The sequence below is a fragment of the Nocardioides abyssi genome (assembly GCF_030412915.1).
GTDB classification, from domain to species: Bacteria; Actinomycetota; Actinomycetes; order Propionibacteriales; family Nocardioidaceae; genus Nocardioides; species Nocardioides abyssi.
Map to the genome: position 1 here is coordinate 688884 of NZ_JAUHJR010000001.1, position 23366 is coordinate 712249.

At 75.1% G+C, this 23366-nt stretch carries 20 protein-coding genes and 2 tRNA genes; 12 read left to right on the forward strand and 10 right to left on the reverse strand.

Annotated features, from left to right (window positions below):
* Together QWY29_RS03440 and QWY29_RS03445 are read left to right on the forward strand one after the other, a co-directional pair.
* On the forward strand, positions 1–846 hold the full coding sequence (locus QWY29_RS03440) for a glycosyltransferase family 2 protein (RefSeq protein WP_300959252.1): 846 nt from the start codon (positions 1–3) through the stop codon (positions 844–846).
* 30 nt (positions 847–876) lie between these two features.
* Positions 877–1506: a flavodoxin family protein gene (locus QWY29_RS03445; RefSeq protein ID WP_300959253.1), complete on the forward strand. Its 630-nt coding sequence runs from the start codon at positions 877–879 to the stop codon at positions 1504–1506.
* A 191-nt stretch (positions 1507–1697) separates the two neighbouring features.
* Here the strand turns inward: QWY29_RS03445 and QWY29_RS03450 are convergent, their stop codons facing one another.
* A complete protein-coding gene (locus QWY29_RS03450; RefSeq protein ID WP_300959254.1) occupies positions 1698–2648 on the reverse strand; it encodes a TIGR03557 family F420-dependent LLM class oxidoreductase in 951 nt (316 codons plus the stop codon).
* 186 nt (positions 2649–2834) lie between these two features.
* Here QWY29_RS03450 and QWY29_RS03455 point away from each other — a divergent pair, with 186 nt between their 5' ends.
* A complete protein-coding gene (locus tag QWY29_RS03455; RefSeq protein ID WP_300959255.1) occupies positions 2835–4163 on the forward strand; it encodes a serine/threonine-protein kinase in 1329 nt (442 codons plus the stop codon).
* Between the two features lie 51 nt (positions 4164–4214).
* On the forward strand, positions 4215–4388 hold the full coding sequence (locus QWY29_RS03460) for a hypothetical protein (protein WP_300959256.1): 174 nt from the start codon (positions 4215–4217) through the stop codon (positions 4386–4388).
* A 43-nt stretch (positions 4389–4431) separates the two neighbouring features.
* Here QWY29_RS03460 and QWY29_RS03465 read toward each other — a convergent pair whose 3' ends face one another.
* The 3 genes from QWY29_RS03465 to QWY29_RS03475 form a co-directional block, all read right to left on the reverse strand.
* Positions 4432–5379: an alpha/beta hydrolase fold domain-containing protein gene (locus QWY29_RS03465; RefSeq protein WP_300959257.1), complete on the reverse strand. Its 948-nt coding sequence runs from the start codon at positions 5377–5379 to the stop codon at positions 4432–4434.
* 81 nt (positions 5380–5460) lie between these two features.
* A tRNA-Lys gene (locus tag QWY29_RS03470) sits at positions 5461–5533 on the reverse strand.
* Between the two features lie 71 nt (positions 5534–5604).
* A complete protein-coding gene (locus QWY29_RS03475) occupies positions 5605–7191 on the reverse strand; it encodes a phytoene desaturase family protein (protein WP_300959258.1) in 1587 nt (528 codons plus the stop codon).
* Between the two features lie 164 nt (positions 7192–7355).
* Here QWY29_RS03475 and QWY29_RS03480 point away from each other — a divergent pair, with 164 nt between their 5' ends.
* The 3 genes from QWY29_RS03480 to QWY29_RS03490 are packed head-to-tail and all read left to right on the forward strand — an operon-like array spanning position 7356 to position 12040.
* Positions 7356–9401: an ATP-binding protein gene (locus tag QWY29_RS03480; RefSeq protein ID WP_300959259.1), complete on the forward strand. Its 2046-nt coding sequence runs from the start codon at positions 7356–7358 to the stop codon at positions 9399–9401.
* Positions 9402–9428: 27 nt separating this feature from the next.
* Positions 9429–11519: a penicillin acylase family protein gene (locus tag QWY29_RS03485; RefSeq protein WP_300959260.1), complete on the forward strand. Its 2091-nt coding sequence runs from the start codon at positions 9429–9431 to the stop codon at positions 11517–11519.
* A complete protein-coding gene (locus tag QWY29_RS03490; RefSeq protein WP_300959261.1) occupies positions 11516–12040 on the forward strand; it encodes a GNAT family N-acetyltransferase in 525 nt (174 codons plus the stop codon). Before QWY29_RS03485 ends, QWY29_RS03490 begins: the two co-directional genes overlap by 4 nt.
* 122 nt (positions 12041–12162) lie before the next feature.
* Here the strand turns inward: QWY29_RS03490 and QWY29_RS03495 are convergent, their stop codons facing one another.
* The 3 genes from QWY29_RS03495 to orn all read right to left on the reverse strand — a co-directional run bounded on the left by QWY29_RS03495 (position 12163) and on the right by orn (position 13683).
* Positions 12163–12774, reverse strand: a complete 612-nt coding sequence (locus QWY29_RS03495) for a helix-turn-helix transcriptional regulator (protein ID WP_300959262.1) — start codon at positions 12772–12774, stop codon at positions 12163–12165.
* 137 nt (positions 12775–12911) lie between these two features.
* Positions 12912–12987 (reverse strand) — tRNA-His (locus QWY29_RS03500).
* Between the two features lie 45 nt (positions 12988–13032).
* On the reverse strand, positions 13033–13683 hold the full coding sequence (gene orn / locus QWY29_RS03505) for an oligoribonuclease (RefSeq protein WP_439117390.1): 651 nt from the start codon (positions 13681–13683) through the stop codon (positions 13033–13035).
* Between the two features lie 143 nt (positions 13684–13826).
* Between orn and QWY29_RS03510 the strand changes: the two genes are divergently transcribed.
* The 5 genes from QWY29_RS03510 to QWY29_RS03530 are packed head-to-tail and all read left to right on the forward strand — an operon-like array spanning position 13827 to position 18190.
* On the forward strand, positions 13827–14366 hold the full coding sequence (locus tag QWY29_RS03510) for a MauE/DoxX family redox-associated membrane protein (protein WP_300959264.1): 540 nt from the start codon (positions 13827–13829) through the stop codon (positions 14364–14366).
* 40 nt (positions 14367–14406) lie between these two features.
* On the forward strand, positions 14407–15144 hold the full coding sequence (locus tag QWY29_RS03515; RefSeq protein WP_300959265.1) for a DsbA family protein: 738 nt from the start codon (positions 14407–14409) through the stop codon (positions 15142–15144).
* Between the two features lie 15 nt (positions 15145–15159).
* Positions 15160–16227: an adenosine deaminase gene (locus tag QWY29_RS03520; protein ID WP_300959266.1), complete on the forward strand. Its 1068-nt coding sequence runs from the start codon at positions 15160–15162 to the stop codon at positions 16225–16227.
* A gap of 44 nt (positions 16228–16271) precedes the next feature.
* Positions 16272–16928: a response regulator transcription factor gene (locus tag QWY29_RS03525; protein WP_300959267.1), complete on the forward strand. Its 657-nt coding sequence runs from the start codon at positions 16272–16274 to the stop codon at positions 16926–16928.
* A gap of 17 nt (positions 16929–16945) precedes the next feature.
* Positions 16946–18190, forward strand: coding sequence for a cytochrome P450 (locus tag QWY29_RS03530; protein WP_300959268.1), 1245 nt, complete (start codon positions 16946–16948; stop codon positions 18188–18190).
* Here QWY29_RS03530 and QWY29_RS03535 read toward each other — a convergent pair.
* The 3 genes from QWY29_RS03535 to QWY29_RS03545 form a co-directional block, all read right to left on the reverse strand.
* The gene (locus QWY29_RS03535) at positions 18129–18935 is read right to left on the reverse strand and encodes a sigma-70 family RNA polymerase sigma factor (RefSeq protein ID WP_300959269.1); all 807 of its coding nucleotides are present in this window, start codon (positions 18933–18935) and stop codon (positions 18129–18131) included. The genes QWY29_RS03530 and QWY29_RS03535 overlap by 62 nt on opposite strands.
* Before the next feature lie 131 nt (positions 18936–19066).
* Positions 19067–22903, reverse strand: coding sequence for a SpoIIE family protein phosphatase (locus QWY29_RS03540; protein ID WP_300959270.1), 3837 nt, complete (start codon positions 22901–22903; stop codon positions 19067–19069).
* Between the two features lie 7 nt (positions 22904–22910).
* Positions 22911–23273 (reverse strand): STAS domain-containing protein, encoded by a 363-nt coding sequence (locus QWY29_RS03545; RefSeq protein WP_300959271.1) that lies wholly within the window; start codon positions 23271–23273, stop codon positions 22911–22913.
* Between the last annotated feature and the right edge of the window lie 93 nt (positions 23274–23366).

Genomic DNA, 23366 nt, shown 5'->3' on the forward strand with positions numbered 1-23366 from the left:
ATGCCCGGCACGACCCCCGCCCCCGAGACCCCGGTGCGGGTCGGCGTGGTCACGGTCGCGCACGGCCGTCACGACCACCTGCACCACCAGCACCGCGCGCTCGCGCGCTCCGACCGGCTGCCCGACGACTACGTGGTCGTCGCGATGGGCGACCCCGAGATCACCTCCCGCGAGGTCGACGGCCTGGCCGCGCGCGTGCTCCCCGTCGGCCTGCCGCCCGACGGCCGGCTCCCGCTGGCCACGGCGCGCAACCACGGGGCGCGGGCCGTGCTCGAGGCCGGTGCGGACGTCGTGGTGTTCCTCGACGTCGACTGCCTGGCCGGGCGCGAGCTGGTGGCGGCGTACGCCGATGCGGCCCGGCGCGAGCCCGGCGTGCTCTGGTCGGGCCCGGTCACCTACCTGCCGCCCGGCCGGGGCGGCGCCGACCTCGACCGGCTCGACGACCTCGACGACCCGCACCCCGCCCGACCGGCGCCGGCCCGTGGTGAGCTGGTCACCGGCGGCGACCCCGACCTGTTCTGGTCGCTGTCGTTCGCCGTGTCCGCCGACGGCTGGGCGCGGGTGGGCGGCTTCTGCGAGGACTACACCGGCTACGGCGGCGAGGACACCGACTTCGGCCGCTCCGCCGTCGCCGCCGGCCTCGACCTCGGGTGGGTGGGCGCCGCCCGCGCCTACCACCAGCACCACCCGGTCGAGAGCCCGCCGGTGCGCCACCTCGACGACATCCTGCGCAACGGCGCCCTCTTCCACCAGCGGTGGGGCGAGTGGCCGATGCGCGGGTGGCTGCTGGCCTTCGAGGAGCAGGGGCTCGTGCGGCGCACCGCCGACGGGTGGGAGCGCACCTAGGTGACCTGGGTCGGTGGGTACCGGTGCGGCATGACGAACTCCACCGACGGCTCCACCGGGGACCTCCGCTCGCTCGTGCTCGTGTGCACCCTGAAGAAGGGCACGGAGGCGTCGAGCTCGGAGCTCATCGGCACCCAGGTCCTCGACCGGCTCGCGTCCTACGGCGCCCCCGGCGAGGTGGTCCGCGTGGTCGACCACGACGTGGCCTTCGGGGTCACCACCGACGAGGGCGACGGCGACGGCTGGCCCGCGATCCGCGAGAAGATGCTCGCCGTCGACGTGGTCGTCCTCGCCACCCCGATCTGGTTGGGCCAGCCCTCCGCGGTCTGCAAGATGGTGCTCGAGCGGCTCGACGCCGAGATCGGCGAGACCGACGACGAGGGCCGGATGCTCACCTTCGGCAAGGTCGCCGCCGTCGCGGTCGTCGGCAACGAGGACGGCGCGCACCACGTCGTCGCCGAGTGCCTCCAGGCGCTCAACGACACCGGCTTCTCCGTCGCCGCCAACGGCAGCACCTACTGGGTCGGCGAGGCGATGCAAGGCGTGGACTACCAGGACCACGACCAGACGCCGGAGCAGACCGCCGGCACCAACGACACCGCCGCCAAGAACAGCGTGCACCTGGCGCGGCTGCTCAAGGCCGCGCCGTACCCCGCCTGAGCCGGCGCTGGGGAGGCAGGGAAGCAGCGCGCATCCCACGTTAACTTGGGATCCTCACGCTTCCCTGCCGATGCATCGGCCGCGGAGCGGGAGAGATGGCCGCACAGTGGCGGCCGACCGGGCCGGATCGACTCGCCGCCACCCACTCCGAGCCGGCCGGGCCGCGCACGGCCCGGCCGGCGCGCCCCGGGTCAGCCGCGCAGCTGGGGGAGCACCTCGGCGCCGTAGGCCTGGATCATGTCGAGGTAGTGCGGGCCCATGTTGGCGACGTACACCTCGTCGTAGCCGGCGTCGACGTACTGCTGGAGCTGCTCGACGTGGCGGGCGATGTCGGGGCCGGCGACGATGCTCTCGGCGGTCGACTCGCGGGTGACCAGCTGCGAGGCCTGCTCGAAGTGCTTGGGCGAGGGCAGCACCTGGGCCAGCTCGCCGGGCAGGCCGGCGTTGGCCCAGAGCCGGTGGGCGTGGTCGACGCCCTCGTCCTCGGTCGGCGCCCAGGAGACCTTGACGCCTCCCTGCGTGGGCTTGCCGCCGGTCGCCTCCTTGAACTCCGCGACCGAGTCGGCGTCCGGCGCGGTCGACACGAAGCCGTCGCCGATCGCGATCGCGGTGCGCAGCGCCTTCGGGCCGAAGGCGGAGACGTAGACCGGCACCGGCTGCTCGGGGAGCGTGTAGAGCCGGGCGGTGTCGACCTGGTAGTGCTTGCCCTGCCGGGTGACGGTCTCGCCGGTCCACAGCTCGCGCATCACCTCGACGGCCTCCTCGAGCATCTCCAGGCGCACGTCGAGCGAGGGCCACGGGCCGCCGAGGATGTGCTCGTTGAGCGCCTCCCCGGTGCCGACGCCCAGGGTGAACCTCCCGTCGAGCATCACCGACGCGGTGGCCGCGGCCTGCGCGACGACGGCCGGGTGGGTGCGGACTGTCGGGCAGGTGACGGCGGTGGTCACCGGCAGCGAGCAGACCTGCGACAGCGCACCGATGACCGACCAGACGAAGGCGCTCTCGCCCTGCTCGTCGTTCCACGGGTGGAAGTGGTCGCTGATCCACAGCGCCTCGAACCCGGCCTCCTCGGCCGCGACAGCCTGCTCGACGAGCTGCTGGGGCGTGTACTCCTCGCAGGACAGGAAGTATCCGAAGCGCATGGGGTCTCCTCGCGGGTCGTGGTGGGGCGCGGGAGAGGTACCCCGCGCACCACGGCGGCAGCCGCCCCAGGAACCGGTGGTTGCGACCTCCGCCGGTGGGCACCGGACCTCCAGCGCGGATCCCCCGCCGCGCGAGGACGGTCCCCCGGCCGTCCGTACCGTGCCCGACCCTGCCCGGAGGCCCGGATGGACCTGCTCGACGAGCGGTACGAGCTGCGAGCCCTGCTCGGCCGCGGCGGATCAGCCGACGTCCACCGCGCCTGGGACCGCGTGCTCGAGCGCGAGGTCGCCGTCAAGGTGCTCCTCGCGCCGGGCGCGCTGGAGGAGGCCACGACCGCGCGGCTGCGGTTCGAGTCCGAGGCCCGGCTGCTCGCCCGCCTCGACCACCCCAGCCTGGTCCGCCTCATGGACGTGGGTACGTCGGCGGGGCGCCCCTACTTCGTGCTCGAGCTCGTCGACGGCGGCACCCTCGCGGCGCTCCTGGACGCGGCGCCGCTCGACCCCGTGCTGGTCGCCCGGGTCGGCGCGCACGTCGCCGACGCGCTGGCCCACGCCCACGCCCGCGGGATCGTCCACCGCGACGTGAAGCCCGGGAACGTCCTGCTCACCTCCGACGGGCACGCGAAGCTCGCCGACTTCGGGATCGCCCGCCTCCTCGGGGAGAGCACGGGCGTCACCCGCACCGGCCACACCGTCGGCACGATCGCCTACCTCGCCCCCGAGCAGGTCCGCGGCGAGGGCGTCGGCCCCGCCGTCGACGTCTATGCGCTCGGTCTGCTGCTGCTCGAGGGCCTGACCGGGGTACGCGCCTTCCCCGGCACGTCGACCGAGTCCGCGTTCGCCCGCCTGCACCGTGGGCCCACCATCCCCGTCTCGCTGCCCGCCGGGTGGCCCCGACTGGTCGCCGCGATGACCGCCGCCGACCCGGCCGAGCGGCCCGACGCCGCCGCCGCGGCCACCGCCCTGCGCGCGCTGGCCACCACCGGCCCGGTCGCCGCGCCCCTGCTCGACCTGCCCCTGACCGTCGACACCGTCGCCGCGGCCGCCGGGCCGCGGACCCGCTCGACCCGGCTCACGCCGGCGCGGCGGCGTACGACGCGGTGGGTGGGTGCGGCCGCGGCGCTCGTGGTCGGCGCAGCGGTCGGGATCGGCACGCTCGGTCCCGAGCCCGCCGTCAGCGACGAGGTGCCGCCGGCGCCGGCCCCGACCCGGATCCAACCGGCCTCGGAGCTCTCGCGCGTCGCGACCACCGACGACGACCCGGCGCGGACGACCGCGCCGCGCGGTCCGGCGGCGGCCCGGGGAGGGGCCGGCCAGCGCGCGGACGGACGCCACGGCGGGAAGGCGGGGCCGACGGGCGGCCCCGGCAAGGCCAAGGGCAGCCCCGGCAAGGCGAAGGGCGGCCCCGGGAAGGCCCGCGGCGGCTCGCGGAGCGGCCCGCAGGGCAAGGCCAAGGGCCACCAGCACGGACACCCCGGTCGCGGCAAGGGCGGGAGGGCCCGAGGTCGCGGCTGACCGGCGGCGCACGCCGCCGGCGGTCACCGGGGGACGAGGGAGGGAGAACGGATGACCAGCAGGACGAAGGAGAAGGAAGACCGACCCCGGGACGACCCGGGCGCCTGTCCACGGTGCGGGGAGGCGCTGCTGCCGCAGCTGACGGCGACCGCGCGCCCGGCCGACGAGGAGGGGCCGCTGTGCGCCGAGCCCTCGGTGCGGCTGGCGTGCCCGAGCTGCGGCTGACCACGCGGGCCGGCGCCACCGCCGGCCCGCGAGCCGGGCCCGGTTAGCGGCCGCCGCCGACCTCGCGCACCAGCGCCGCAAGCCGGCGCCGGGTGCGGGCCGCCTCCGGCACGGCGCGGGTCATCCAGACGTGGAACATCGCCGGGACCTCGTGCACGTGCACCTCGACCGCCTCGCCGCGCGCCCGGGCGGCGAGGTCGTCGACGGCCGGTCGGAGGATGTCGCGGTCGCCGATGTGCAGGTGGACCGGCGGCAGACCGGCGAGGTCGTCGTGCAGCGGGTCGACGAGCGGGTCGGTCGGGGGCCGCGAGCCCGCCCACCACCGCGCCGCCGCGCGCAGGCCCGACTCGGCCAGCATGGGGTCGGTCGGCTCGAGGTCGCGCACGGCGTCCTCGTCGAGGGTCGGGTCGAGCCACGGGCTGAGCGCGACGGCCCGGTCGGCCTGCGGGCCGCCCTCGTCCCGCAGGCACCGGGCCAGCACCAGCACGAGCGCGCCGCCGGCCGAGTCCCCCATCAGCACGAGCGGGAGGTCGTCGGCGGCCGCCTCGCGCGCGAGGTCGAGCAGGCGGGGGAGGACGTCGTCGACGGTGGCGTCCGGGGCGAGCGGGTACGCCGGCACGACCACCTCGGCGGCCCCGACCCGGCCCGACAGCGCGCGGACCAGACGCCAGTAGTCGGGCGTCAGCGGGTGCACGTAGCCGCCGCCGTGCACGTAGAGCACCCGCGCCCGCGGCTCGGCCCGCCGCGGCCGGACCACCCAGGTGGTCATCCGGTCGCGCTGCCCGTCGCCCGGGGCGGTCGCCACGCGGCGCACACACCGGGTCAGGCGGGTGGGCGACGCGTCGCCCTGCCGTTGCGCCTCGCGCGCCTTGCGGAGCGTGTGCTCCTCGCCCTCGAAGGCCTCCTTGTCGCGACGGGCGCGCATGCCCAGGACGTAGAGCCTCGTCCAGGGCGTCGGCGCGCGGCCGTCGACCTCCCAGTGCACGGTCATGCCCGACGGGTGTCCGTCCAGACGGTCCGCAAACGAGGACCGGCTCCGACCTGCATCTCTGCTGGTCGGAGCCGGTATCTGTACGCCATCAGGGACTCGAACCCCGAACCCGCTGATTAAGAGTCAGCTGCTCTGCCAATTGAGCTAATGGCGCCCGGTGAAGCGACGACTACGTTACCAGCGGCCGGCCGCGGGGAGAAATCGGGAACGGTCGGGAGGCGCCGGTCAGCGGGCGGCGAGCACGGCCTGCGCGGCGTTGTGCCCTGCGATGCCCGAGACGGCCCCGCCGCGGCGGGCGCCGGACCCGCACAGCAGCACCGAGTCGACGTCGGTCTGCACGCCCCACTGCTGCGCCGGGGTGTCCAGGCGGGCCCGGTTCGGAGCCCAGGGCCAGTCGAGGTCGCCGTGGAAGATGTGGCCGCCGGGCATGGCCAGGTCGCGCTCGACGTCCTGGGGGATCTTCGCCTCGATGCACGGGTTGCCGGCGGCGTCGCGGGCCACGCACGACTCCAGCGGCTCGACCAGGTGCTCGTCGATCGAGGCGATCGCGCGAGCGACCGCGGCGGCCTTGGCGCCCTCGGGGTCGGCGTCGAAGAGCGTGGCCGGGGTGTGCAGCCCGAAGTAGGTCAGCGTGTGGGTGCCCGGGGGCACGTCGCCGAGGATCGAGGGGTCGGTCAGCGAGTGGCAGTAGACCTCACCGGGGAGCACCGACGGCACCCGGCCGGCCGCGGCCTCGGCGTGCGCCCGGGCCAGCTGGCTGTAGTCCTCCGCGAGGTGCAGGGTGCCGGCGAACGCGACGGCCGGGTCGACCCCCGAGCGCAGGCGGGGGAGCCGGTCGAGCAGCACGTTGATCTTCAGCTGGGAGCCGACCGGCTTGGTCTCGGGGTCCTCCGCCTCGCCGAGCAGGATGCGCAGCACCCACGGCGCGACGTTGGCGAGCACCGTGCGGGCCCGGACGGTGCGCCGCCGGTCGCCGTCGTGCCAGTCGACCTCCGCGCCGTCGCCGTCGGCCCGGATCGCGCTGACGCCCGCGCCGGTGCGGATCGTCGCGCCGGCCTCGGTCGCCGCCTTGGCGAGCGCGGTGGTCACCGCACCCATCCCGCCGACGGGCACCCGCCACTCGCCGGTGCCGTTGCCGACGAGGTGGTAGAGGAAGCAGCGGTTCTGCACCAGCGACGGGTCGTCGAGGGAGGCGAAGGTGCCGATGAGGGCGTCGGTGGCGACCACGCCGCGGACGGTGTCGTCGCGGAAGCGGCGCTCCACGGCCTCGCCGAGCGGCCGCGTGACCACGTCGCGCCAGATGCCCGGGTCGACCCGCTCGCGCAGGGCCCGCTCGGTCGGCAGCGGCTCGAGCAGGGTCGGGGCGACGACGTGGGCGAGGTCGGCGACGTCGGCGTAGAACTCCCGCCAGGCGGCGTACTCGTCGTCGGAGCCGGTGAGGTCCCGGAACGACGCCGCGGTCGCCGGGCCCTCCGGCCGCTCGACCAGCAGCCCGCCGGGCCGGCCGTCGCGGACGACGGGGGAGTAGGAGGCGGTGGAGCGCGAGACGAGGGAGACATCGAGGCCGAGGTCGGCCATGAGCGCCTCGGGCATGAGGGAGACCAGGTAGGAGTAGCGCGACAGCCGGGTCGGCCGACCGGGGAAGGTCGCGGCGGACACGGCCGCGCCGCCGGTGGTCGCGAGCCGCTCGAGGACGAGCACGGAGAGCCCCGCGCGGGCGAGGTACGCCGCCGAGACCAGCCCGTTGTGGCCGCCGCCGACGACGACCACGTCGTAGTCGGAGCGGGTCAGGTCAGCATCTCCCGAGGTCACCGGGCCAACCTAGGCCATCACCGCCGGCCGCCGGCGGCACGGGCGACGCCCCGGTGGTGGACGCGCTCGGGACACGGGGAGGTCACGAAACGCCTCATCCGCCTGCAGCACCGGCGCCGCTGGTGCACGATCTGCTCGTGAGTCCGCTCGGGAGGGGTGGAGCCGTGAGGCTGGACCCGGCGGTGCGGGTGACAGGCCTGCTCGTAGCGCTGGTCGCGAGCGGGTTCCTCGCCGTGCACGCTGCCCCCGACGACGGCCACGTCATCGGCATCTGGCCGGTCGGCGTCGCCTCGGCCCTCGTCCTCGAGGCCCGCCGCCGCTGGGCGCCGGCGCTCGTCGGGGTCGTGCTGGCCGTCGCCGTGGTGACGATCTGGTTCGGCGGCCGCCCCGGCGAGGTCGCGGCCGGCTACGCGACCGGCATCGCGCTGGAGACCGTCGCCGTCCTGGCGGTGCTCACCCGGGGCCGGCCCGGACGCCCCGCCCTGCGCACCGACGCCGACCTGCGGCGCTACTTCGCGGCCTGCGCCTCCGCCGGCTCGATCGCCGCGGTCACCGGCGCCATCACCTCGGCGCTGACCGGGTTCGGCGACCCGGCCGCGGTCGCCCTCTCCCTCGGCGCCGCGCACCTCGCCTCGCAGCTGACGCTCCTGCCGTTCTTCATGGGGCTCCCGCGGCACGGGTCGGTCGGTGGCGGTCTCGAGCGGGTCGCCCAGTGGACCGCGATCCTCGTCATCACGCCGCTGGTGTTCCTCCCGCAGGACCTGCCCTCGATGGCCTTCATGGTCGTGCCGCTGCTCGCCTGGGGCGCGCTGCGGATCCGGCCGCTCGAGGCGCTCGCGCAGATGGCCGCCCTGCTGTTCTTCGCGATCCTGATGACCACCTACGGCCGCGGGCCCTTCGCCGCCGTGCCCGAGGTCTTCGACCTCTCGCCGGACGCGCGGGGCCTGCTGCTCGCGGCGTTCGCCTGCACGTGCGCCCTCATCGTCGTGCCGCTGATGATCCGCGTCGGCCAGCACATCGTCACCTCCCGCCAGGCCCGCAGCGAGCGCGACAAGGTGCAGAGCATCGTCGACGGCGCGACCGGCATCGCGATCATCGGCGCCGACGCCGACGGCCTGATCACGCTCTTCAACCCCGGCGCCGAGCGACTGCTGGGGTACGCCGCCGACGAGGTGCTCGGCCGCTCGACCCGCATCCTGCACTCCATGCGGGCCGTGGTGGAGAAGGCCGACGAGCTCGGCACCGCCCGCGACTTCAGCTCGGTCGTGCGCGAGGTCGTCGGTGCCGAGCACGCCGGCACCCACATGCGCTTCCGGCGCAAGGACGGCGTCGAGCGCGTGCACTCGATGACGCTGACGCGGATGGTCGACGAGCGGGGCGACGTCGTCGGCTACGTCAGCACCTCCGAGGACGTCACCGACCAGGTCGACGCCCAGCAGCGGCTGCACGACGCGCTGGACGCCGAGCGCGAGGCGGTCGACCGGCTGCGCGAGGTCGACCGGGCCAAGGACGCGTTCGTCTCCTCGGTCAGCCACGAGCTGCGCACGCCGATCACGAGCATCCTGGGCTACCTCGAGCTGCTCGGGGACGGCTCCTACGGCCACCTCGCCCCCGAGCAGGCCCGGGCGCTCCAGCGGGTCTCCGACAACAGCGACCGCCTGCTCGGGCTCATCGACGAGCTGCTGACCCTCTCCCGCCTCAGCGAGGACGGCCTGGCGCTCACCTCGCGCGCCTTCGACCTGCGCGAGGTCGTGCAAGAGGGGTACGACGTCGTCGCCCCCGCCTGGACGCACCGCCGCCTCGACGTCACCCTCGACCTGCCCGCCGAGCCGGTGCCGTTCGTCGGGGACCGCGAGATGCTCGAGCGGGCGGTGGTCAACCTGGTCGGCAACGCCGTGAAGTTCACCCCCGAGCACGGCTCGGTGGTCATCGGGCTCTCGACGGTCGGGACCGGCCCGGGCGTGCCCGAGGGCGGCGAGGCGCGCCTCGACGTCCGCGACACCGGCATGGGCATCCCGCAGCAGGAGATCCAGCAGCTGTTCTCCCGGTTCTTCCGCAGCTCCATCGCCCTCGAGCGGGCCATCCCCGGCTCGGGCCTGGGCCTCTCCATCACCCGCGCGATCGTCGAGAAGCACGGCGGCGTCATCGACGTCGAGTCGGCCGTCGACCGGGGCACGCTCTTCCGCGTGCGGATGCCGCTGACCGGCTGACCACCGGCCTCGCTAGGGTCCGGGCCCATGGCCCGCACCTACCGCGACGCGTGGGGGGTCCCGCACGTGCGGGCCACCTCGGTGGCCGACCTCGCCCACGGCCAGGGCGAGGTCACCGCCCGGGACCGGGCCTGGCAGCTGGAGCACCTGCGCCGTCGCGCCACCGGCACGACCGCCGAGGTGCTCGGCGCGCCCGCCCTGCCCTGGGACCGGCTGGCCCGCCGCGCGTGCCTCGTCGACGTCGCCCGCCGGGCCCACGCGGGCCTCGACGACGAGACGCGCGCCTTCGTGGCGGCGTACGTCGCGGGCGTGAACGCGGGGCTGGCGGCCACCCGCGGCAGCGTCCACGAGCTCGACCGGCTCGGCATCGAGGCGCAGCCGTGGGAGGAGTGGACACCGCTGGCGGTCTTCCTCGCCCAGCACCTGCTCTTCGCGAGCCTGCCGGGCAAGCTGTGGGCGCACCGGGCTCGCGAGGTGCTCGGCGACGACGCCCGGCTGCTCTCCCACGAGGGGCCCTCGGCGTCCGGATCGAACGCCTGGGCCGTCGGCGGCGCGCGCACCGCCTCGGGGTCGCCGCTGGTCGCCGGCGACCCGCACCGGGTGATCGAGGCGCCCGGCGTCTACGCCCAGGTGCGGCTGGCCTGCGAGGACCCCGACGATCCGTTCGACGTCGTCGGGTTCGCCTTCCCCGGCGTGCCGGGCGTGCAGCACTTCGCGCACGCGGGCGACGTGGCGTGGGCGATCACCAACGGCATGGCCGACTACCAGGACGTGTACGCCGAGCGGTTGCGGCGCACGGCCGGCGGCGTGGAGGCGCTGGGGCCGGCCGGGTGGGAGCCGGTGACCACCCGGACCGGGACGATCGCCGTCCGCGGCGCCGCGGACGAGCCGGTCGAGGTGGTGGTGACGCCGCGCGGGCCGGTCTTCGAGGGGTCGGTCCCGGACGCCCCGGGCGGGGAGGGGACCGGGCTGTCGGTGCGGTTCGCCTCCGACGTGCTGGGCGACCTGGGCTTCGGCGCGTTCCTGCCGCTGCTGCGCGCGCGGACCGTCGACGACGTCGACGCGGCGCTGGACCGCTGGGTCGAGCCGGTCAACAACGTGGTCGCCGCCGACACCCGCGGCGCGGTCCGATACCGGCTCGCCGGCCGGGTCCCGGTGCGGGCGGAGGCCAACCGGCGCGGGATCGTCGACGCCGCCGACCCGAGCACCACCTGGACGGGCTGGCTGGAGCCGCTCCCGCGCCACGACGTACCTCCCGACGGGCAGGTGGTGACCGCCAACGACCGTCGCGGCCCCGAGAGCGAGCCGGTCGGCACGTCGTTCGCCGCCCCGCACCGCGCCCGGCGGATCGCGGCGCTGCTCGACGGACGCGACGGGCTCACGCCGGACGACTTCGCCGCGATCCACGACGACGCCCTGCTGCTCCCCGCCCTCGCGCTGCGCGAGGCGCTGGTCAAGGACCAGGAGCCGTCTCCGGCGGGGGCGGAGGTCCGCGACGCGGTCCTGGCCTGGGACGGGCGGATGACGGCGGGCTCGGCGGGTGCCGCGGCGTTCGCGGCCTGGCGGGCGGCCCTGGTGCGCCGGTTGGCGGCGGAGCCGGTGCTGGCGCCCCTGGCCGAGCCCCGCCACGACGTGGTCTTCCTGCCCTGGATGGACCCGGTCGGCCGGGTCGGGCACGCCCTCGACACCCTGGTCGCTGCCGGCACGCCGTTCGGCCTGGACCTGCGTCGGATCGCCCGCGACGCGCTCGACGACGCCGCCGGCCATGCCGCGACCTGGGGTGCGACCCACGTCGTCACCCCGGTGCACGCCTTCGAGGTCGCCGACGACGACCTCGAGCCGCCGCCGCTGCCCCGGGTGCCCGTCGGCGGCGACAGCGACTGCGTCCGGTGCACCGGCTCGGTCCCCGGCTGGACCGACGAGTGCTACCGCGGCTCGGTCGCCCGCTACGTCTGGGACCTCGCCGACCGCCGGGCCAGCGGCTGGGTCGTGCCCCTCGGCGCGGCCGGCGACCCCGCCAGCCCCCACCACCGCGACCAGCTGCCGCTGTGGGCCGCCGGCCGCCTGGCCCCCGTCGTGACCGACTGGGACCGCCTGACCGAGGAGACCCGACCGTGACGTCCCCGACCTTCCACCTCGACCGCTTCGACCCCGAGCGCGACGGCTCGGTGCTGCACGCGTGGGTCACGGAGGACCGCGCGCAGTTCTGGATGATGCAGGAGCACACCCTCGAGGAGGTGCGCGAGATCTACACCTGGCTCGACGAGCAGCCGACCCACCACGTGTGGTTCGTGCGCGACGCCGACGCCACCCCCGTCGCGCTCCTCCAGGACTACGAGCCGACCGCGGAGGAGGTCGGCTCGACGTACGACGTCCGCCCCGGCGACCTCGGTGTCCACTTCATGCTCGCCCCGGCCACCACGGTGCGGCGCGGCTTCACGGCCCGGGTCGTCGACTTCCTGCTCGGCCAGGTCTTCGCCGACCCGGCCGTCCAGCGGCTCGTCGTCGAGCCCGACGCCCGCAACGACAAGGCCGTCGCGCTCGTCCGCCGCCTCGGGTTCGAGCTCGGCCCGGTCGTGCAGCTGTCCACCAAGCCTGCCCAGCTGGCGTTCCTCACCCGCGCGGCCGCCGGCCGCTGAGCCGGCCCGCCGCATGTAACGCGACGTTCGCCACGGTGTAGGCACGCTGCAGCGTGCCTACAGAGCGACGGACGGTCCGTTACAAGCGCCCGAGGGTCCGCGCACGCGGCCGGGCGGACGGGTCAGCCGGCGACCACGCCGTGGCGGGCACACCAGACGACGGCCTGGGCGCGCCGGTCGACGCCGATCTTGCGGTAGCCGGCCCGCACGTAGGTCTTGACGGTGTTGACGCTGACGAAGAGCCGTTCGGCGATCTCGACGTTCGACAGGCCGGCGGCGACCAGGCCGAGCACCTCGAGCTCGCGCCTCGTCAGGCCGCGGGGGAGCAGCACCGTCCGCGCGTCGACCTGCCGGGGCCGGCGTCCGGGCACGCCGCGGGAGACCCGGGCCAGCACGTCGACCACCTCGTCCGCCGAGGCCTCGATGGGTACGACGCCGGCGACGCCGCGCTCGAGGGCCGACGTGGTCAGGGTGGGCTCGTGCGGGCGGACCAGGGCGACCACGCGTGCCTGGCCGCGGACCAGGTGGTCGAGGTCGCCGCCGAGGGTCGACCGGGCCGGGTCGAGGCAGGCGGCGTCGAAGATGACGACGTCCAGCCCGGCCGGGTGGCCCTCGCGGCCGGAGACGTCGCTCACGGCGATCCGTGCGGGGTGTCGCCGCAGCATGGTCGTCAGGCCGGTGAGCACGAGCTCGTAGGGGCTGATGACGCCGACGGTGAGCGGCTGGGGCGGCATGGCCCCCGGTTCCCCGGGGAGCCCCGGGCAACCTGCCGGCGTACACACCTCGCACGGCCCGCCCGCCGGGCGGCGACGGAAGCGAACGAGCCCCTGACCGGACTCCGGTCAGGGGCTCGCACCGCACCTTGCGGCACTGGGGTGAGTAACGGGACTTGAACCCGCGACATCTGCGACCACAACGCAGCGCTCTACCAGCTGAGCTATACCCACCATGGTCCTCCGGTGGTGCCGGAGGCCGCGAGAAGCATACGGGACTCAGGCGCCCGCCGTGGAATCCGGGTCGGCGGCCGGCTGCCCCGCGTCGGTGCCGGCCCCGGTGGCCCCGTCAGGACCGAGCCCGGTGAGCGCGCCGGCGTGCTTGGCGGCGATGCCGCGCGCGGTGTCGGAGTCCGGGCCGGGCTGCGGCACGAAGACCGCCTCGCGGTAGTAGCGCAGCTCCTCGATGCTCTCGCGGATGTCCGCGAGAGCGCGGTGGTTGCCGCGCTTGGCGGGGGCCTGGTGGTAGGCGCGGGGGTACCACCGGCGCGAGAGCTCCTTGATCGAGCTGACGTCGACGATCCGGTAGTGCAGGAACCCCTCGAGCTCGGTCATGTCGCGCGCGATGAACGCCCGGTCGGTGCCGACCGTGTTGCCGGCGAGCGGCGGCCGGCTGCCCGCGGGGCAGTGCTCGCGCAGGTAGGCCAGCGTGCGCTCCTCGGCCTCGGCCAGCGGGACGCCCTTCTCCAGCTCGGCGAGCAGGCCGGAGCTCTCGTGCATGCTGCGCACGAAGTCGCCCATCTGCTCCAGCGCCTCGTCGGGCGGGCGGATCACGATGTCGACCCCCTCGCCCAGCACGTTGAGCTCGAAGTCGGTGACGAGCGCCGCCACCTCGATCAGCGCGTCGGCGCGCAGGTCGAGGCCGGTCATCTCGCAGTCGATCCAGACGAGTCGGTCGTTCACGAGGGGTCACCCTACGGGCCGGTGCCGACGGCGCCGCCCGACCCGGCTTCTCAGGTGCTGCTGGCGGGGAACTCAGCGAGGGCTCAGGTGGGGTGCCTAGCGTCCGGGGCGTGAGCAGGGACGTGTGGGGGTGGGTCGGGCTGGTGGCCCGCGCCGTGACCGGCGGGGTGTGGCTGGTCGCCGGCGCGCTGAAGCTGCCGGACCCCTACGAGAGCGTCCGCGCCGTCCGTGCCTACGACCTGCTGCCCGAGGCGGTCGTGCCGACGGTCGGCCACCTGCTGCCGGTGCTCGAGGTCGTCGTCGGCCTGGCCCTGCTGCTCGGCCTGCTCACCCGCGGCGCGGCCGCGGTGTCCGCGCTGCTCTTCCTCGCCTTCGTCGTCGGCATCGCCTCGGCCTGGGCCCGCGGCCTGGAGATCGACTGCGGCTGCTTCGGCGGCGGCGGCTTCGAGGAGGGCGCGTCGGCGCAGTACCCGTGGGAGATCGCCCGCGACCTCGCGCTCCTGCTGCTCTCGCTCCTGCTGGTCCGCCTGCGGGCGACGCCGTGGTCCCTCGACGGCGTGCTGCTCGGCCGGCCCTCCGGCAGCCCCGACGAGGTGCCCGACCCGGACCGAGCTCGAGGCCACAACCACGACCCCCAGCACCACCCCTGAACCCACCACCCCTGAACCCACCCACCTGAGAGGCCCACCCGTGTCGACCACGTCCCGCCAGAGGTCGCGCGCCGAGCGCGCGGCCGCCGCCCTCCGCGAGCAGCAGCGCCGCGAGCGCCGCCGCCGCGGGCTCACGATCGGGGCGGTGGTGGCGGCGCTCGTGCTGGTCGTGGGCATCGGCTTCCTGGTGCAGGCCGGCCGCGACACGACCGGCGCCTCCGCGACGCCGCCGGCGGGCGCCACCGACGACTACTCGCTGGCGATCGGCGACCCGGACGCCCCCTCCCACGTGGTGGTCTACGAGGACTTCCTCTGCCCCTTCTGCGCAGCGCTCGAGGCCGAGACCCGCGACGACCTCGCGCAGCTCGCCGCGGACGGCCAGGTGTACGTCGAGTACCGGCCGTTCGACCTCCTCAGCCGGTACGGCGACTACTCGGCGCGCGCGACCAACGCCTTCGCCGCCGTGCTCGACGTCGCCGGCCCGCAGGTCGCCAAGGACTTCCACGACCTGCTCTTCGACCGCCAGCCGGGCGAGTCCGGTCCGTTCCCCTCCGACGACGACCTCGTCGACCTCGCGGTCGAGGCGGGCGCGGACGAGTCACAGGTGCGCGCTCCGATCGAGGACCAGGCCTTCGACCAGTGGGTCCGCAACGCCACCGACGCGGCCTCGCGGGCCGGCGTCAACGGCACCCCGACCGTGCTCGTGGACGGCGAGCCGTTCACCGACGGCAGCACCGTGGAGGAGCTGGCCGACAACTTGGTCGCCGCCGTCGGCTGAGCCGATGATGCCGGGATGCGCGTGACCCCTGAGTTCGTCGCCGGTCTGCCGAAGGCGGAGCTGCACGTCCACCACGTCGGCTCCGCCTCGCCCCGGATGGTCGCCGAGCTCGCGGCCCGCCACCCCGGCGTCGTGCCCAGCGACCTGGAGGAGCTGCGCCGGTTCTACGAGTTCCGCGACTTCGCGCACTTCATCGAGGTCTACCTGGCCGTCGTCGACCTGGTGCGCACCCCGGAGGACATCCGCTACCTGACCTACGAGGTCGCCCGCGAGATGGCCGAGGGCCAGTCGCTGCGGTACGCCGAGCTCACCTGCACGCCGTACACCTCGGTCCGTCCCCACGACGCCCAGCCCGGCATGGCCATCGAGGCCTACACCGAGGCGATCGAGGACGCCCGGGTGGCCGCCGAGCGCGACTTCGGCCTGGTCCTGCGGTGGGTCTACGACATCCCCGGCGAGGCCGGTGTGCCGAGCGCGGACGCCACGCTGCGGTTCGCGCTGGACCACGCCCCCGACGGCCTGGTCGGCTTCGGCCTGGGCGGGCCGGAGATCGGCGTGCCTCGGGCGCAGTTCCAGCCGCACTTCGACGCCGCGCGTGCCGCCGGCCTGCGGTCCGTGCCGCACGCGGGCGAGACGACCGGCCCCGGCACCGTCTGGGACGCGCTGCGGCTGCTCGGCGCGGAGCGGATCGGCCACGGCACGTCCGCCGCGCAGGACCCGGCGCTGCTCGCGCACCTCGCCGAGACCGGCATCCCCCTCGAGGTGTGCCCGTCGTCCAACATCGCCACCCGGGCGGTCGCGGACCTCGCCGAGCACCCGATCACGGTGTTCCGCGACGCCGGGGTGACCGTGACGGTCGCCTCCGACGACCCGCCGATGTTCGGCACGACGCTCACCCGGGAGTACGAGATCGCCGCCGAGCTGCTCGACCTCGACGCCGACGGGGTCGCCGACCTCGCCCGCACCGCGGTCCGCGCTTCCTTCGCCGAGGACGGCACCAAGGCGCGCCTGCTCGCCGAGATCGACGCGTACGTCGGCGACGGCACCCGCCCCCAGGACGCCACCGCCGCCCACCGCCCCTGATCGACCACGGCGCGGACGTGCTGGGCGGCCCTATATTGAGGGGCATGTCCGTCCAGCCCATCCGAGTCGCGGTGGCGAACGACTACGAGCTCGTCGTCGCCGGCCTCGCGGCCATGCTGGCGCCGTTCAGCGAGCAGGTCGAGGTCGTCGAGCTCGACAGTGGCGTCCCGGTCGCCGGTGACGTCGACGTCGTCCTCTTCGACACCTTCGCGCAGGGCGATGGAGAGCACGTCGACCTGGCGGACATCCTGGGCTCGCAGGAGGCCAAGGTGGTCGTCTACAGCTGGAACGTCGACCCCGACGTCGTCGACCGCACGATCGACCGCGGTGTCGCGGGCTACCTGTACAAGGGCGTGGGCGCCGAGGAGATCGTCGCCGCGCTGGAGAAGGTCCGAGACGGCGACGTCGTCCGCCCCGACGGAGACGTCGGCCTCCCCGACGACGGTCTCGTCGACGGTGACTGGCCCGGCCGGGAGCACGGCCTGAGCCCCCGCGAGTCGGAGATCCTCGCGCTGATCACCCAGGGCCTGTCCAACCAGGAGATCGCCGAGCGCACCTACCTGTCGATCAACTCGGTCAAGACCTACATCCGCACCGCCTACCGCAAGATCGGGGTCACCCGGCGCGCCCAGGCCGTCGGCTGGGGGATGGGCCACGGGTTCGCGCCGCGCCGCGGACGCAAGGTCTCCGCCCTGGACTGACGGGGCACAGGGCGCGCATGGACCTCAGTCTGCGCCTGCTCCGCCACGGGTACGACGCCGTCGCGGCCGACCGTGCCGCCCACGGAGTGCCCCCGGACGCCGGCGCCCACGCCACCCGCCTGGTCGGCCGCCGGGCGGTGGTGGTGCGCAGCGAGGCGGGGGTGCGGTTCTTCTACGACGAGTCGGCCGCGGAGCGGAAGGGCGTGGTCCCGCCGCCGCTGGGCTGGCTGCTCTTCGGCCGCGGCGCGCTGCACGGCCTCGACGGCGACCCCCACCGCGACCGCAAGCGGGTGATGGTCGACGTGCTCTCCGCCGACGGCCTCGGGCCGATGGTCGCCCGCGTCACCGACGAGCTCGAGGCGGCCACCACCGGCTGGCCGGGCCGCGAGGTGACGGTGCACCCGACCCTCGTGTCGGCGTACGGCCGGGCCGTCCTGCGCTGGGCGGGCCTGGACGTCGACGACGAGCGGGCCGACATGCTGGCTCGTCGCCTGGCGCAGCAGGTCGACGGCTTCGGCTTCGCCGGCCCCGCCTACGCGCGCGGCTGGGCCTCCCGGCTGTGGTGGGACCGCTGGGCCTCGCGGCTGGTCGGCGACCTCCGGAGCGGCCGCGCCGGCGTGCCGGACGACGCGCCGGCGATGCGGCTCGTGCGCGGCATCGACGGCGACGACCGCACGGCCGCGGTCGAGCTCGGCAACGTGCTGCGGCCGACGATCGCGGTGTCGTGGCTGGGCACCTTCGCCGCGCTGCGCCTGGCCGGCCTGCCGCAGTGGCGCGAGCGGCTCGCCGACCCGGGGGAGGAGCTCGCCCGGATGGCCTTCGCCCAGGAGGTACGCCGGACGACGCCCTTCGCCCCGGTGCTCGCGGCGCGGGCCACGCGGCCGGCGACCCTCGACGGGGTGCGCGTGCGTCGGGGCGACCGCCTCGTCCTCGACATCATGGGCGTCGACCACGACCCGGCCCGGTGGGAGGCGCCGCACGAGTTCCGCCCGGAGCGGTTCCTGACCCACGCCCCGGGTGCCTACGACCTCGTGCCCCAGGGCGGTGGCCACCCCGCGGGGCACCGCTGCCCGGGGGAGTCGCTGACCCTGCGCGTGCTCGAGGCGACGCTGCGGGTGCTCGCGACGGTGCCCTACGACGTGGTGGACCCCGGGGTGGACCTCACCCGGATGCCCACCACGCCGCGCGACGGGCTGCGGATCAGGGTGCCGGCGGGTGCTCCGCACCGATCTGGTCGCGCATCGATCCCAGGATCCGCGTGAGCACGCGGGACACCTGGACCTGGCTGACGCCGAGCTCGTCGCCGATCTCGCGCTGCGTCTGGTCCTCGTAGAACCGCAGGTAGAGCACGCGCTTGTCCCGCTCGGAGAGCCCGCGCATGACCGGGGCGAGCACGGCGCGCGCCTCGGCCGCGCCCTCGTCGGGCTCCTGCGGCAGCACCTCGCCGAGGCTGGTGCCGGTGTCGCCGCCGACGGGCTGGTCGAGAGAGGTGGGCTGGAAGCAGCCGAGCCCCTGGAGCGCCTCCCGGTGCTCCTCGGGGGTGATGCCCAGCGCGTCCTCGACCTCCTCGGCGGTCGGCTCGCGGCCGAGCTCCTGCTCCAGGCGGTCGGTGGCCATCGACAGGTCGCGCTGCAGCTCCTGGACGCGGCGCGGCGGCCGCACCATCCAGCCCTGGTCGCGGAAGTGGCGCTGGATCTCGCCCCGGATCGTCGGGACGGCGTAGGTCAGGAGGTCCTCGCGGACCGTCGGGTCGAACCGGCGGACGGCCTTGACCAACCCCTCGTAGGCGACCTGCTGGAGGTCCTCGAGCGGGATGCCCCGGCGGCGGTAGCGGTTGGCGACGGCGTCGGCGACGCGCTGGTTCAGCAGGACGACCTCGCCGAGGAGCTCCTCGCGCCCGCTGCCGGTGGCCTCCTGGGCCCGGCCGAGCAGCTCCGCCGTGCGGCGCGAGCGTTCCTCGCGCGACACCGTGCGGTGGTCCTCAGTGAGGGTGGGGTGATCGTGCATGGGCGGTCCGCCTCCTTCCGAGTAGGTGCGATCCGCGCGCCCGCTTCCGGGCGCGCAATCGACGTTGCCCGGAAGCGGTCTGGTCCACCACCACCCGAAGGGGTGTGAGCTCGCCTGGCCACACCCAGGCCTCAGCGCTGGCCGGGGCCCCATCCGACGAGGGCCCACACGGTCTTGCCGTCCTCGGTCGGCCGGCTGCCCCAGTCGTCGGCGAGGACGGTCACCAGGTTGAGCCCCCGGCCGGACTCGTCCTCGGGCGCCGTGCGGCGCCGGCGCGGGCGGGCGAGCTCGGGGTCGCGGACCTCGAGCAGGACGCTCCCGTCGAGCCGGCGCAGCTGCACCACGACCGGCGGCTCGGCGTGCACCAGCGCGTTGGTCACGAGCGCGTCGGCGACCTGCACGGCGTCGCCGACCCGGTCGGCCGGCATCCCCCAACCGGTCAGCTGGGCGGCCACCGCACGGCGGAGGTCCCGCACCTCGGCGGGGGAGGAGACCTCGAAGCGCGCGACGCCCCCGGCCGGGTCGGCCTGCGCCCGCGCCACCACCATCGCGACGTCGTCGTCGACGCCCGAGCCGGTCAGCACGGTGACCACCTCGTCGAGCAGGTGCCGGGCCGGCAGCGTCGTGCGCGGCGCGACGGCCGCGCTCAGCCGCTCGAGGCCCAGCTGCAGGTCCTCGCCCCGGCGCTCCACCAGGCCGTCGGTGTAGAGCACCAGCACGTCGGCGGGGTCGAGGTGCACCGTCGTGGGGGCCAGGCCGTAGTGGCCGGCCCCGAGCGGCGGGCCGACCTCGCGCAGCAGCGACAGCCGGCCGTCGGCACGGGCGTGCACCGGCGGCAGGTGGCCTGCGTTGGCGTAGGTCAGCGTGTGGTCGGCGGCGTCGAAGACGGCGTACACGCAGGTGACGATCTGGTCGCCGGCGAGGTCCTGGACGAGCGGGTCGAGGTGCTCGAGCACGTCGGTCGGCGGCAGGTCGAGCTTGGCGAAGGCCCGCGTCGCCGCGCGCAGCTGGCCCATCACCGCGGCGGCCCGCACGCCGCGGCCCATCACGTCGCCGATGACGACGGCGGTGCGGCCGGCGCCGAGGTCGATCACGTCGTACCAGTCGCCGCCGACCTGGGTGCCGACGACGCCGGCGCGGTAGTACGTCGCCACCTCCAGGCCCGCGACGTCCGGGTCGGTGCGGGGCAGCAGGCTGGCCTGCAGGTCGCGGGCGATGGAGCGCTCGCGCTCGTTGACCTCGCGCTCGGACTCCGCGGCGACCAGCCGCTGCTGGAGGGCGCGCTGGTCGGTGATGTCCTGTAACGACCCGCGCACGAGCCGACTGCCGTCCGGTCCTTCGGCGGGCTCGCCGAAGGACTGGAAGAGCCGCACCTCGCCCGCGGGCGTCAGCACCCGGACCTCGTAGACGATCGTCTCGCCGTTGCGCGCGGCCTCCAGCCGGTCCTCGACCAGCCCGAGGTCCTCGGGGTGGACGAGCTGGCCGATCACCGCTCGGGCGCCACGGGCCTCGGCTTCCTCGCGGGTCGTCCCGAGCATGTCGAAGAACGTGCGCGATCCCGTGATCGTGTCGCGGTCGAGGTCGACCTCCCAGCTGCCCAAGCGCGCGAGGCGCTGAGCCTGGTCGAGCAGCTCGCGGCTGCGCTCGAGCGCGATCCGCACCCGGTGCGCCTGGTCGAGCTCGAGGTTGACGCGCACCCGGGCGAGCAGCTCGCGCGCGGAGAAGGGCTTGACCAGGTAGTCGTTGGCCCCGGCCTCGAACCCCTCGAGCGTGCCCTCCTCGCCGGCGCGGGCGGAGAGCATGATGACCGGGACCGAGGTCAGGGCCGGGTCGGCCTGCATCCGACGCAGCAGCCCGAAGCCGTCGAGCTCGGGCATCATCACGTCGGTCAGCACCAGGTCGGGCACGTCCTCGGCCATCTGCGCCAGCGCGTCGAGCCCGTCGACGGCCGTGCGGACGTCGTACGCCGGGGCGAGCAGGTCGTGGATGTAGCGGCGCATGTCGTCGTTGTCGTCGACGACGAGCACCCGCCCGCGCTGGTCGCGATCCGCGGCCGCGGCGTCCTGCTCGGGTGCCTGCCCGTCGGGGGAGTCGTCGGGGGAGTCGTCGGGCCCGGGCAGCCAGCGGAAGGTCTGCTCGACGAACGCCCGGGCGCTCGCGTCGGAGCCCGGGCGCAGCGGCGCGTCCACGGCGTGGCGCACGCGGTCCTCGGGCAGGTGCGCCCAGCCCAGAGGCACGGTGACGGTGAAGGTCGTGCCCCGGTCGGGCCCCTGGGTGCGGCTCGTGGCCCCCACCCGGCCGCCGTGGAGCTCGACCAGCTCACGGACCAGCGCCAGCCCGATGCCGGTGCCCTCGTGCGTGCGCGAGCGCGTGCCCGCGACGCGGTGGAAGCGCTCGAAGAGGCGCGACAGGTCGGCGGTGGGGATGCCGCTGCCGGTGTCGGTCACGCTGAGCACGGCCCGGTCGTCCTCGACGCCGAGGCGGACGGTGATGCCGCCCTCGAAGGTGAACTTCAGCGCGTTGGAGACCAGGTTGAGCACGACCTTCGCCCACGCCTCGCGGTCGACGTACGCCGTGACCGCGTCCCCGCACTCCACCTGCAGGGTCAGGCCGCCGTGCTCCGCGGCGGACTCGAACATCGCGGCCAGCTCGGAGGTGTAGGCGCACAGGTCGGTGGCGACGAACTCGGAGGACTCCTGGCCGGACTCGAGCCGGGAGAAGTCGAGCAGCGTGTTGACCAGCTGCAGCATCCGCTGGCCGTTGCGGGCGATGACGCCGAGCCGCGCCCGGTGCTCGGGCGGCAGGGGGTTGGTCGTGTCGGTGAGGGCGTCCTCGGCGGGGCCGAGCAGCAGGGTCAGCGGGGTCCGCAGCTCGTGGCTGACGTTGGTGAAGAAGTCGGTCTTGACCTGGTCGAGGCGGGCCAGCTCCTCGGCGCGGTGCATCTGGTGCTCGATCGCCCGGGCGTCGCCGATGGCGGACGAGAGGTGGGCCGCGAGCAGCTCGAGGAAGTCGCGGTAGCCGGCGTCGAGGGGGCGGTAGCGGTTCAGGCCGACCACGAGGGCGCCGTACGGCGTGCTCTGGCCGGGCTGCAGGAGGGCGGTGACGTACGCCCGGGCCGGCGGCTCGCCCCAGGCGCCCGTGGGCAGGTCGGGGAAGAGCTCGTCGATCGCGTTGACGACGACGTCCTCGCCGCGCCAGGCGCTGTGCAGCGGCCACACGGCGTCGGGCGCGCCGACCTCGACCACCGGCGGCGCGGCGGGGTGCTCCACCGAGATGCCGGCCTGTCCCCGGCGGTGGGCGACGGTGCCGTCCTCGCTGAAGAGGTAGACCACGGCGAAGGGCAGCGACCGGTCGTTGGCGCCTAGGTGCTCGCACGCCGCGGCCACGGCCGCCGCCTCGCTGCCGGCGGCCCCGACCCGGATGCCGAGGTCGCGCAGGGTGGTCATCCGCCGCGTGGAGACGACCTCCTCGGTGTCCTCGGTGACCACGCAGAGCATGCCGGCGACCGAGCCGTCGTCGTCGGCGAGCGGGCTGTAGGAGAACGTGTGGTAGGTCTCCTCGACGTAGCCGCTGCGCTCGAGGAAGAGCAGCAGCTTCTCGTCCCACGTGGCCTCGCCGGTGGCCATCACCCGCTCGATGCGCGGCCCGATGTCGGGCCAGATCTCCCGCCAGACCTCCGAGGCGGGGCGGGCCAGCGCCCACGGGTACTTGGTGCCGAGGGTGTCGCGGCGGTAGGCGTCGTTGCAGAAGAACGTCAGGTCCTCGCCCCACGCCATCCACATCGAGAACTTCGTGCTCAGCAGGATCCGCACCGCGTTGCGCAGGCTCAGTGGCCAGGTCTCCGGCTCGCCGACCGACGTGAGCGACCAGTCGACGTCCAGCAGGTCCTGCCCGACGGTGCCCGCCGTGCGCAGGAAGTCGGTCATGGAGCCGGGGCCGCCGCTCCTCGGGGTGCCGGTCGTGGTCATCGGTGCGTCACCTGGTGACGGCGTCGCGGGCCGTGGGGTACGCCGCCAGCACCCGGTCCAGTCCCGTCAGCTCCAGGATGCGGGCGACCGGCGCCTGGATGCCGGCGACCGCGAGCGAGCCGCCGAGGCCGCGGGCGCGCCGGTGCGCGGCGACCAGCGCCCCGAGCGCGGAGGAGTCGATGAACGGCACGTCGGCCAGGTCGACCACCACGTGCACGTGCCCGTCGACCATCAGCTCGCTGAGCACCAGCCGGAAGCCGCCCACCGTGGCCAGGTCGATCTCGCCACGCGCCACCACGACGGCGTACCCCTCGGTGTGCTCGACGCGCAGGCTCAGCAGCTCCTCGCGCGAGGCGTCGTCGGGCGTCATGGGCAGGCAGGTCTCTCCGAGATCGGCGGGGCGGACGAGCCACAGTCTCCGGTACCGCTGCGCGGACCGGCGGATTTCCGCGCGATTGGTCCC

What these genes read in the sequence shown, in the direction of transcription:
- QWY29_RS03460 (WP_300959256.1), top strand. Translation starts at nt 4,215, where the DNA reads ATGACCAGCAGGACGAAGGAGAAGGAAGACCGACCCCGGGACGACCCG.
- QWY29_RS03530 (WP_300959268.1), top strand. Translation starts at nt 16,946, where the DNA reads ATGGACCTCAGTCTGCGCCTGCTCCGCCACGGGTACGACGCCGTCGCG.
- QWY29_RS03525 (WP_300959267.1), top strand. Translation starts at nt 16,272, where the DNA reads ATGTCCGTCCAGCCCATCCGAGTCGCGGTGGCGAACGACTACGAGCTC.
- QWY29_RS03495 (WP_300959262.1), bottom strand. Translation starts at nt 12,774, where the DNA reads ATGCCGCCCCAGCCGCTCACCGTCGGCGTCATCAGCCCCTACGAGCTC.
- QWY29_RS03455 (WP_300959255.1), top strand. Translation starts at nt 2,835, where the DNA reads ATGGACCTGCTCGACGAGCGGTACGAGCTGCGAGCCCTGCTCGGCCGC.
- QWY29_RS03450 (WP_300959254.1), bottom strand. Translation starts at nt 2,648, where the DNA reads ATGCGCTTCGGATACTTCCTGTCCTGCGAGGAGTACACGCCCCAGCAG.
- QWY29_RS03465 (WP_300959257.1), bottom strand. Translation starts at nt 5,379, where the DNA reads ATGACCGTGCACTGGGAGGTCGACGGCCGCGCGCCGACGCCCTGGACG.
- QWY29_RS03535 (WP_300959269.1), bottom strand. Translation starts at nt 18,935, where the DNA reads ATGCACGATCACCCCACCCTCACTGAGGACCACCGCACGGTGTCGCGC.
- QWY29_RS03440 (WP_300959252.1), top strand. Translation starts at nt 1, where the DNA reads ATGCCCGGCACGACCCCCGCCCCCGAGACCCCGGTGCGGGTCGGCGTG.
- QWY29_RS03540 (WP_300959270.1), bottom strand. Translation starts at nt 22,903, where the DNA reads ATGACCACGACCGGCACCCCGAGGAGCGGCGGCCCCGGCTCCATGACC.
- orn (WP_439117390.1), bottom strand. Translation starts at nt 13,683, where the DNA reads ATGACCGGCCTCGACCTGCGCGCCGACGCGCTGATCGAGGTGGCGGCG.
- QWY29_RS03485 (WP_300959260.1), top strand. Translation starts at nt 9,429, where the DNA reads ATGGCCCGCACCTACCGCGACGCGTGGGGGGTCCCGCACGTGCGGGCC.
- QWY29_RS03520 (WP_300959266.1), top strand. Translation starts at nt 15,160, where the DNA reads ATGCGCGTGACCCCTGAGTTCGTCGCCGGTCTGCCGAAGGCGGAGCTG.
- QWY29_RS03445 (WP_300959253.1), top strand. Translation starts at nt 877, where the DNA reads ATGACGAACTCCACCGACGGCTCCACCGGGGACCTCCGCTCGCTCGTG.
- QWY29_RS03545 (WP_300959271.1), bottom strand. Translation starts at nt 23,273, where the DNA reads ATGACGCCCGACGACGCCTCGCGCGAGGAGCTGCTGAGCCTGCGCGTC.